General features: G+C 51.2%; 7 protein-coding genes. 1 reads left to right on the plus strand and 6 read right to left on the minus strand.

Annotated elements, in window-relative coordinates; translation table 11 throughout:
• The first annotated feature begins 23 nt into the window (after positions 1-23).
• Positions 24-1,514, plus strand: coding sequence for an amino acid permease (locus MES37_RS21810; RefSeq protein WP_064546158.1), 1,491 nt, complete (start codon positions 24-26; stop codon positions 1,512-1,514).
• Between the two features lie 54 nt (positions 1,515-1,568).
• Here the strand turns inward: MES37_RS21810 and MES37_RS21815 are convergent, their stop codons facing one another.
• From MES37_RS21815 to zinT, 6 genes are all read right to left on the minus strand, one after another.
• Entirely contained in the window at positions 1,569-3,746 is a 2,178-nt protein-coding gene (locus MES37_RS21815; RefSeq protein WP_232887065.1) for a TonB-dependent siderophore receptor, read from the minus strand.
• Positions 3,747-4,003: 257 nt separating this feature from the next.
• Positions 4,004-5,698, minus strand: coding sequence for an alpha,alpha-trehalase (locus MES37_RS21820; protein ID WP_133521575.1), 1,695 nt, complete (start codon positions 5,696-5,698; stop codon positions 4,004-4,006).
• 145 nt (positions 5,699-5,843) lie between these two features.
• Positions 5,844-7,229 (minus strand): serine/threonine protein kinase, encoded by a 1,386-nt coding sequence (locus MES37_RS21825; protein ID WP_237932630.1) that lies wholly within the window; start codon positions 7,227-7,229, stop codon positions 5,844-5,846.
• A 39-nt stretch (positions 7,230-7,268) separates the two neighbouring features.
• Positions 7,269-8,222 carry a hypothetical protein gene (locus MES37_RS21830; protein ID WP_064546167.1) on the minus strand — a complete coding sequence of 318 codons (954 nt, stop codon included), beginning with the start codon at positions 8,220-8,222 and terminating at the stop codon, positions 7,269-7,271.
• Positions 8,223-8,281: 59 nt separating this feature from the next.
• Positions 8,282-8,776, minus strand: coding sequence for an SH3 domain-containing protein (locus tag MES37_RS21835; protein WP_064546168.1), 495 nt, complete (start codon positions 8,774-8,776; stop codon positions 8,282-8,284).
• Positions 8,777-9,235: 459 nt separating this feature from the next.
• On the minus strand, positions 9,236-9,883 hold the full coding sequence (zinT, locus tag MES37_RS21840; protein WP_237932631.1) for a metal-binding protein ZinT: 648 nt from the start codon (positions 9,881-9,883) through the stop codon (positions 9,236-9,238).
• Between the last annotated feature and the right edge of the window lie 96 nt (positions 9,884-9,979).

Here is a 9,979-nt window from a genome sequence, read left to right on the forward strand (position 1 = left end):
ACCCTACACAATGTGGAGTTCTCATGGCTTCAACAAACAGAAATACCATTGGCAAGTTTGGCTTATTGGCAATGACATTTGCGGCGGTTTTTAGCTTCAATAACGTCATTAACAATAACGTGCAACTTGGCATTGCATCGGCACCGGTTTTCCTGGTGGCTACGCTTATTTACTTTATTCCGTTCTGTTTAATCATCGCTGAATTTGTCTCGTTAAACCGTAATTCAGAAGCCGGGGTTTACGCCTGGGTAAAAAGTGCACTTGGTGGCCGTTGGGCATTTATCACCGCCTACACCTATTGGTTTGTGAACCTGTTTTTCTTCACCTCGTTATTGCCAAGGGTCATTGCCTACGCCTCGTATGCGTTCCTCGGATATGACTATATTTTCACGCCATTAACCACGGCTATCATCAGTATTATCCTGTTCGCATTCTCCACCTGGATTTCAAACCACGGGGCGAAACTGCTCGGGCCGATGACGTCAGTAACTTCTACGCTGATGTTATTACTCACTTTCTCCTACATTGTGTTGGCAGGTGCTGCGGTCATTGGCGGTGTTGAACCGGCTGACCCAATTAACGTGCAGGCCATTACTCCGCAATTTAGTTGGGCGTTCCTCGGCATTATTGCGTGGATTTTCCAGGCTGCGGGTGGCGCAGAGTCCGTGGCGGTGTACGTCAATGACGTTAAGGGCGGCAGCAAAGCGTTCGTCAAAGTGATCATTCTTTCTGGGCTGTTTATCGGCGTGCTGTATACCGTTTCATCGCTGCTGATTAACGTCTTTGTCCACCAGGCTGATTTGCACTACACCGGTGGCACGGTTCAGGTATTTGGCGGCCTGGCGCAACACTTTGGCCTGCCAGTGATACTGATGAATCGCTTTGTCGGAATTGTTTCGTTCACTGCCATGTTTGGTTCATTGCTGATGTGGACGGCGGCACCGGTCAAAATCTTCTTTACTGAGATCCCGAAAGGTATCTTTGGTGCGAAAACGGTTAGCCTGAACCAGCATGGCGTACCGACTCGCGCGGCCTGGATTCAGTTCTTGATTGTCATTCCGTTGATGCTTATCCCAACTATTGGTTCGGGTAACGTGCAGGAGTTGATGAACACCCTGATTAACATGACGGCGGCGGCGTCAATGTTGCCACCGCTGTTTATCATGCTGGCTTACCTGAACTTGCGCCTGAAATACGATGAAGTGAACCGTGATTTCCGCATGGGTTCACGAATGCAGGGCATCGCTATTGTTAGCGTCTTAATTGTTATTTTCACCGTCGGGTTTATTGCTTCTACCTTCCCGACGGGGGCGAGCATTATGACCATTGTGTTTTATAACGTTGGCGGTCTGGTTATTTTCCTCGGCTATGCCTGGTGGAAATACAACAAATACGAGAAAACCCTCGATGCGAAAGGGCGTTATGAAGCCGATACGCCACTGGCGCAGCTCGCGCTGGAAAAACAGCAGGGTGCAAAGGCTGAAGTGAATATTGCCGGGAGTGTCATTCAGTAAAAGGTCAAATAAATATCGGATGGCGCTTGCGCCATCCGACACCCACTTCACTGATTAAAAATCATATCCCACAGTAGCAATCACAGAACGCTCCGCGCCCCAGTAGCAGTAACCGGTGCCGTAACAACCCGCAACGTAATCACGGCCCGTCAGGTTATTGGCGTTAACTTGCACGAAGGCACCTTTCAGTGACGGCGTCCACGCCCCCATCTCAGCACGCACCATTGCATCAAGCAGCGTTACAGAAGGCACGCGCAGGGTGTTTTCATTGTCCGCCCATTGCTTGCCGATATAGCGAATACCTGAACCCAGGCTAATACCGAAGTCGGCTTTGAACATTCCCCACAGGCTGGCCATCTGATCTGGTGTGACGTATGGCGTGTTGCCATCGTTACCGTCGATGGCATCTTTAAAGCGCACTTTATTGTACGTGTATCCGGCAACGGTCGAGAAACGTGGATGCCACTGAGAATGTGCTTCCAGCTCAACACCTTGCGAATGAACTTTACCCGCTGGCTCATAGTAACTGCCCTGAACTACGCGGTTCCCGACATCTTTCTGCGTCAGGTCATACAGGGCGAGGGTGTAGAGATCCGCCGTACCCAGCGGCTGGTATTTCATCCCGGCTTCATACTGTTCAGCGGTGGTCGGTTTCAGCAGCTTGCCTTCGGCATCCGGCAGAACCTGCGGCGTGATGGCCTGGCTGTAGCTGATATATGGGGATATCCCATTGGTGAATGCGTACAGCAACGATGCGCGGCCACTGAAGTGATCGTCAGTACGGTTATCGGTGACGACGCTATCAATGGCATCAGCCACAATATGGCTCTTGGTCACGATGTGATCGTAACGGCCAGAAAGCGTCATGTGCCATTGATTCCACTGCATATCATCCTGCAGATAGACACCCGTTTGTTCATACTGGCGTTTACCGGCTTTGGTCAGCAGGCCCTGATTGATGGTGGAATACGTGGGGTCGCGTGGGTCGTAATAATAGAAACCGCCAGGGCCGCCAGACTCACCCGTCCACGGGTTGAGGTTGGTGGTGTAAGCGGAGTCATCGGACAAATTGTTGGTGAACTTATGGAATTCGCCGCCGAGCACCACTTTGTGATCCAGCTCGCCAGTTGCAAAATCGGCTTCCAGTTGGTTATCCATGGCGTAAGCGTCAAGCGATGAAGTTTCGCCGCTGTAATAACGCATCAGTTCGTCATGCGCCACGTCTGCCCAACCAATCTGGTAAGCCTGTTTCAGGCTGACGTTCGAGTGGGTATAACTGGCGTTGGAGCGGAACGCCCACACATCGTTAAAGCTGTGTGCAAACTCGTAGCTGTAAATTTGCTCGTGGCGTTTGAAAGCGTCATTGCCCGGTTCGACGTCAGAGAAACCGGTGCTGAGTTTGCGCCCGGTGGATGAATAAATACTGCCATCAGCCGGAACCGAGCCGTGGAATCCGCCTGATGGATCTTTTTCCAGATAGGCGCGCAGCAACAGCGAGGTATTTTCGCCGGGTTGCCACAGCAGGGACGGGGAAATCGCATAACGTTCGTCCCGCGTGTTCTCGTACTGAGTGTCGCTGTTTTTGGTTAAACCAATAATCCGATACGCCCATTCTTCGTTAATCGCATTGGTGTAATCAAATGCGCTGCCGTTGGTGTTGTGATTACCGTACATCGCACGAACGTGGCCTTCCTCGACAAATTGCGGGCGCTTTGAGGTTTCCATTACCAGTCCACCTGGTATGGTTTGGCCATAAAGTGCCGACGATGGCCCTTTAATCACATCGATTCGCTCGAGGAACCACGGGTCAACCTGAATCACGTTGTAGCTGCCGCCGTCGCTCATCAGGCGCAGGCCATCGAGGAAGGTGTTATTGACGTCGCCGCCGTGGAAACCGCGCAAAGCCACGGTGTCATAACGCGTTGCACCACCGGCAAAGCCGGTAAATACGCCAGGAGTGTAATTTAGCGCGTTGTTGACGGTGAGCGCGCCCTGGTCTTCGATTTGTTGGCGGGTAATCACCGAAATGGATTGACCGGTAGTAATCAGCGGCTCATCGGTTTTGGTTGCTCCACGGCTGACCGTTGCGCTGTAACCTTCGGTTGGGCTGGTGGAGGTTTGTGCGGGGGAGGCGGTAACGACGACGGTGTCTTCTGCCAATGCGTAAGTGGGGGCCGCGAGTGCCAACGCGCAGAGTAAAGCAGAGCGCTTTACTGTAAATGCCAGTTTCATTTAGTTATATTCCCAAGAGGTATTGATTTAGCTATTTGTGCTAATAAATTGAATGCGAATTATTATCGTTATTGTTTTTTGTTTCAAGTGCCAATTTTGGCGGGGAGTGGGCGCCCTCATCCCGTCCTTCTCCCCCAGGAGAAGGGGAAGGACAAGGCGAAAACAAAACAATCCCCTCTCCTTCGGGAGAGGATGAGGCTGAGAGAGAAACCAGACAATCCCCTCTCCTTCGGGAGAGGGTTAGGGTGAGGGGAAAACTACTTCGCAGAACTAGCAGGCTGAATCGTCTCTTTCACCGGCCCCGGTGTTGCAGAAGGCAATTTGTCTGGTGTGGAATCACACGGTTTCTCTTTGCCACACAGCAAATCGAGCATTTTCAAGGTGACGCCGTTAGTCCAGCCGAATCCATCTTGCAGCGGATATTCACCGCCGCCACCGCCGGTACCCGTGGTGGATACGTCATATTTCTCCACCAGTTTTTGCTCGCGGTTATAGGTTTGCTGCACGTTGGTCATAAAGCGCCAGGTGACTTCCATTGCCAGATCGTTATGGCCGTAATTTTGCAGGCCTTCCGTGGCCACCCACTGCAATGGCGCCCAGCCGTTTGGTGCGTCCCATTGCTGGCCCGTTTTCAGGTTGGTGGTCGCCAGCCCGCCAGTTTTCAGCAATTGCGAACGGGTGATGGCCGCCATTTTTTCAGCGCGATCTTTCGAAGCGGCATGCACATACAGCGGGAATAGCGCGGCAGCGGTCAGTTGCGAACGAGCCGCGTGGTTCTTGAGATCGTAATCCGCATAGAAGCCTTGCTTATCGTTCCACAGATACTTTTCGATGGCTTTTTGACGGGCATCGGCCAGTTGCTGATATTGCGTGGCAGCTGCGCTGTCCTTCGCCACATGGCTTGCTTTCGCAAGGGTCTTTTCCATCTGGAATAGCAGAGCGTTCAAATCAACCGGAACGATAGAGGTGGTACGAATCGAGCCCAGTTGCTGCGGGTTATCCATCCAGCGTGAGCTAAAATCCCAACCCGAAGCCGCAGCTGCGCGTAAATCGCGATAGATTTCCGTCGCCGGGCGGTTGGGGTTGTTCTTCGCGGTGGTCACGTCATCCAGATACGATTCGGCGCGCGGTGTATCGCGATCGTCCCAGTAACGGTTTAGCACCGAGCCATCTTTTAGTTTCACCACCCGCAAGTTTTCAGCGCCTGCTGCCAGCGTATCGCTGCCCTGCATCCACCAGGCATACTCAGCTTTCAACTGCGGTAGATAGGTGGTGTAGGTTTCGTCACCTTTGTGGCTGGCGAGCAGTTCGACCATAAAGGCAAAGAACGGCGGTTGAGAGCGGCTCAGATAGTAGCTGCGGTTGCCGTTAGGAATATGCCCAAAGGTGTCGATTTCATGGGCGAAGTTATCGACCATGTCCTGAACTTTGTCCCAGTGGCCGCTTTCCGCCAGCCCCAGCATGGTGAAGTAACTGTCCCAATAATAGACTTCGCGGAAGCGCCCGCCTGGTACCACATACGGTTTCGGCAACGGTAGCAGCGAATCCCATTTATCGGTGCTGTCAGTGGTGCGCGTCAGCACCGGCCATAAACCGTCGATGTGCTCGCGTAAAGTTTGGCCTTTAGGCGGGACATACTTTTTACCTTCTTTTGGCAAGGTAAAGTTAACGTCGACAAAATGGCGTAAATCGAAACTCGATTGATTGCGCTGCATGCGGTAATCCGCAAGGATCATCAACGGATCATTCTTGGGAACCGCATCGGCAAATGTTTTCTGATCGGGGAATAATTTTGCCGTCTGGACATCGGTAAACAGCGGGCCAAGGATGACATCAGGCGGTTGTGGCAGGCTGTCTGCGGCTGAGGCAGGCAAAGTGACGAACGTACAACCGATAGCTATTTGAATCGCAAAAAATAACGTGCGAGGACGGCGCAAAACAGGATTTATCATTAATCGTTCTCCTTTACAGGCTACCGCGGCGAAAGTTTACCGCGATCAACCCTATGAAAACCTTAGCCGAATTTCTGGCTAGTGCTACGGGAGATGTCTCATAATCTGATAAAGCAGATAATTTACCGCCTGGCTAAACGTCCATTTACCCTTGCGGATTGACCAACCATGTCCCCGCTTTTTCAACCGATAACGTCATGCTTCGCGACAGATTTTTATCACGCAACGTAAGCTCATATTGGCCCGCAGGCAGTTGCAGGAAGCCATAGCCATTGGCGCCTGGTGTCACTTTTTCGGCCTTGCCATTAACATCCAGTTGTTCGCCATCATTCATGCGTACATAAATGCGCGCTATCGCGCCATCCGCTACAGGCACCACGCTTTTAGTCCCGGCAGCTTCCGCTTTTTCCGCAACCGGTTTGTCGGTTTTGGCCGTCTGGGTAGTAGAAACAGAAGGGGCGTTGTTATTAAAAATGAAACCGCCAATCGCCACGCCTACCAGTAAACTGGCGGCAATCTGTAGCGGCAATTTGTAGCGTTTTTTGAACGGCGAGAGAGGGGTGATTTCCGCATCTTCCACCGCGACCAGCATGGTGCCAGGCTGTTTCAACGGTGCCGCGCCGTTGATACCACTTAACGGCATGTCCGCCAGCGCCGCAAATTCTGCAATAGACTGCGGGCGGTCTTCCGGTTTTAACGCCAGCGCGTTATCCACCGCCTGCAACAGGCTATGGGAATAACCTTCAGGCCGATTTTTTGCCAGCTTCACGCACGGGTCTTGAATGGTGCGGGTAACGCTGGCAGGTGGACAAGTGCCGGTGATCAGGGTGTAGAGAATCGCCCCCAGTGCGTAAATATCCGTCCATGGCCCGAGCCGGTTTTCGAGGTCATCAGCATATTGTTCAAGCGGCGCAAAACCTGGATTGAGTGGCGTTTTAATCTCATCGCCATTTTCGGTTTTTCCTGGACGCGGAGCGCCAGCATTCAATAGCAAAGGCGCGCCGTTATCCTGAATTTGAATGCTTCTTAACGACAGGTCACGATGGATAAACCCCTCATCGTGTAATGTTGCCAGCGCTCCGCACAACATCGGCAAGATGCGCCGAATCCAGGCTTCATTAATCACTTCAGGCTGATGCTGATGCAATTCAGCCAGCGTTACGCCGTTGGAGTAGCGTGTCGCCGCATAGGCGGTTTCGTTTTGTGTCCAGAAGCTAAACACTTGCAGCAAATTGGGGTGGTTAAATTGTGCGAGCTGGCGAGCAGACTGCACAAAACGATTCATTCCGACATTAAACGCCTGGCTGTCTTGCTTGCTGCGTAACACCAGCTGCATATTATCGCTGCGTACCGTCAGCGCACGCGGCATAAATTCGCGGATAGTGACCGGGCGCTCAAGCTGGTGGTCCCACGCTTTATACACCACGTTAGTATTGGTGGATTCAGTCACTTGCTGAATTTCAAACTCGTCGAAACGGAAGCCAGGCGGCAGAGCGTCGGGTAGTTCGGAGTTGTAATCTTTATCAGTCATGATGGCCTTACTCTGCTCGAAATCGACGAAAATTCAGGGTTACTTCTGGGAGCGCCATGCGCCAACCGCTGGATCACGCAATTGCGGACGCAGGGAATCAATCAACAACAAGGTGATAGGGGTATCCGGTGCAAGCCACTCCGACCAAACTTTGCGCACAATATTTAAACGCTTCTGGATAGCGGCTTCATCTACTGCCAGTTCGCGTGGTACTTCAACGGCAACCATGCCAGTGGCTTTCCAGCCATTCAGCTCTGAGTGATAAGGCAAAATCATCCAACTCTGCGGAGCATGTTCATTACTGACCACCATCCGCTCGTTATTGAGACTGGTAATCAGCAGGCTGTCAGAACCGGCATCGGCGCTTAATCCGCTGACCGGGAAGCCATGCACAAAGGTCATCACATTGCGTGTTTCGCCTTTAGCGCCGCTCTGAATGATTTCACTGTGGCCATTCAACCAGCCGCCTTTTTCACATTTACCATTTGGGATAAACATCGCTGACGAATTAGCATCACCCTGCCAGAAAGTGCGCAAATGACAGCCGTCTTGCAGCGTAAACTCCTGCCACGGCGTGCGGTCCGCTAACGGTGAGTTTTCTTCGCGAGCGGGTTGGGTGTTGAGTTCGCTGGAAACAACCGGCGCGATAATCACCGTCCAGTCGCTGCTTCTGCTCGCAGTGCCAACCGCGAGTGCTTGACCCTGTGGATCTTCCATCCGCCAACTGACTATTTGCACCGCGCTACATTGGCTTTCCAGGAGTGTTCCCAGACGTGGCATAAAAACATTGAGCAGCGCCGGATTTTTATCGCCATTGGCGACGATTCGCAGGGGAAGTTCTTGCGCACACCAGCTTTGCGGCGTGTTGTTTTGCACATCGTCAATCCAGACATCCAGCTTTTGCGAAGGAGACTGGACGATACGATAGTTACCAGCCGCCCACACTGAAGTAGATGCCAGCAGTAGCGCCAGACTCGAAAGCCAGAGTTTCATAGAAATCCTTCTTAGCCGAACAGTTTTAAACAACAAGGTATGACGTAAAACGTCGACAGTTAATCAATGATCCAGGTGCCGCTGTTCGCATTCTGGCAGGCTTTGCTACTGCCATCGACCGCAACGCAGGTGGTTTTTTTGGTGGCCTTGCGTGGACGAGGGCGATCTTTTTTCAGCGTTTGTGCATACAGTTCACTTTTCACCAGCGCACGTGCAGGAACATAACCCAACATTTCCTGTTTATCCTGCTGCGCAACGGCCAGCCAATTATTCTCGACTTGCCCCAAAACGGTGTAACTTTGCCCATTATCAAGGGTGCTGACGACTTTTCCGCCGAAGTCCGGTTTGCTCATAATTGACCCTGCATACAGCGCCCTAAAACTTGCGTTGACTGGGGTGAATTCTTTTGGCGCGCTAACCGCATAACGGTGCGTCAATGTGACACCATTGATCTCACTGGTGACGAGAGTGTCGTCCGTCATTTTTGGTGGGGGCGCTTTACAGCCCACAACCGTCGCAACAACAGCAAGGATCAACAGATTTCGCAATTTCATCGTAACGTTCCCTGAAAAAATGGTTCAAACCTGGTCGCCGAGAAGGAGGTGATATGGCGAAGAAGAAGTCCAGGAATCTGAAGAATGATTCACATCAGCAATACATATTAACGTTAATTTTACATCGCCTGATTAACAATTCAATGCTGATGTAACTGATTGACATTATTAAGTGTTAAGCAGGACAAGAAGCACACTGCTAGCGGTGATTCAGCGGGTGAATCATCTTGCTTTACTGGTAGCCTTCAGCATAGATCATAAAACAGGGTTTCAATCCCAGGTTTAAGGATGAAGATGGAAGCGTTATTGCCCGATATCTGCAATTGTATTGCGCAAAGTGCGCCGGAAGCGGTGATGACTCCGGCGCTATGATGACCGATGTTTGAGATTAAGGCGCACATTCACCCTCAGCCAGGACCCGGCAAACCGATGAATGCGCTGAGCAAAATCGATAGCTTTTTAGTGTTCCAGCATCTCGTGGACAATTTGCTTGCTGCTTAATGAGTACTCATAAAACGTCGGCCAGTTGTCCATTTCTTTTAATAATGACTGCTGGGAATCATTACCCATGTAAATATGGAAATGTTCAGATCTGCGCGGACCGATAATATGGTCGCTAAATTGCACATATTTTGGGGCTTTTGACTGGCTATCTTTGCACTCAAACAAATAGCGCACACCTTTTTTGCCAGAGGTGTAATTCAGGATTTTAAAACCAGAGTAGGCGTAGTGGCAGGTGTTGATCGTTTTGCCAGTGTGAAACTCTATAGTGTTGTTTTCGATGCCAATAGTATCGATATCCGTCGCGTAACCTTTCTGATAATACGCTTTGTATTGCGCCACCGTTTTAGTGCCATCTTTTTGGGCTTTTTTCGCCATCACCGGATCTAAGTCGCCGTTTAACAGGTAAGGATTCACCGACTGCCACATCCCATCCCAATCGCTGAGGGTGCGGTCCTTGACGTCGTTATCGTCGAAAACTCCGGCGCTGGCTTTCTGTTCAGCTTCAGTTAACGGCTTGCCGTGTGAATGGCTATGCGCCAGTACATGAGCACTACTCAGTAAAATGCCAGCGCCCAGCAGCGCGGCGGAAATGCGTTTAGTCATGAAGTTCTCCAGTGGGTATTTGAATTTATAAAATGTTATAACATAACATTATCGTAATTCAATCACTGCTTTCGCTTCAGACGTTCTGCTTAATGA

Source organism: Buttiauxella sp. S19-1 (assembly GCF_022134725.1).
GTDB classification, from domain to species: domain Bacteria; phylum Pseudomonadota; class Gammaproteobacteria; order Enterobacterales; family Enterobacteriaceae; genus Buttiauxella; species Buttiauxella ferragutiae.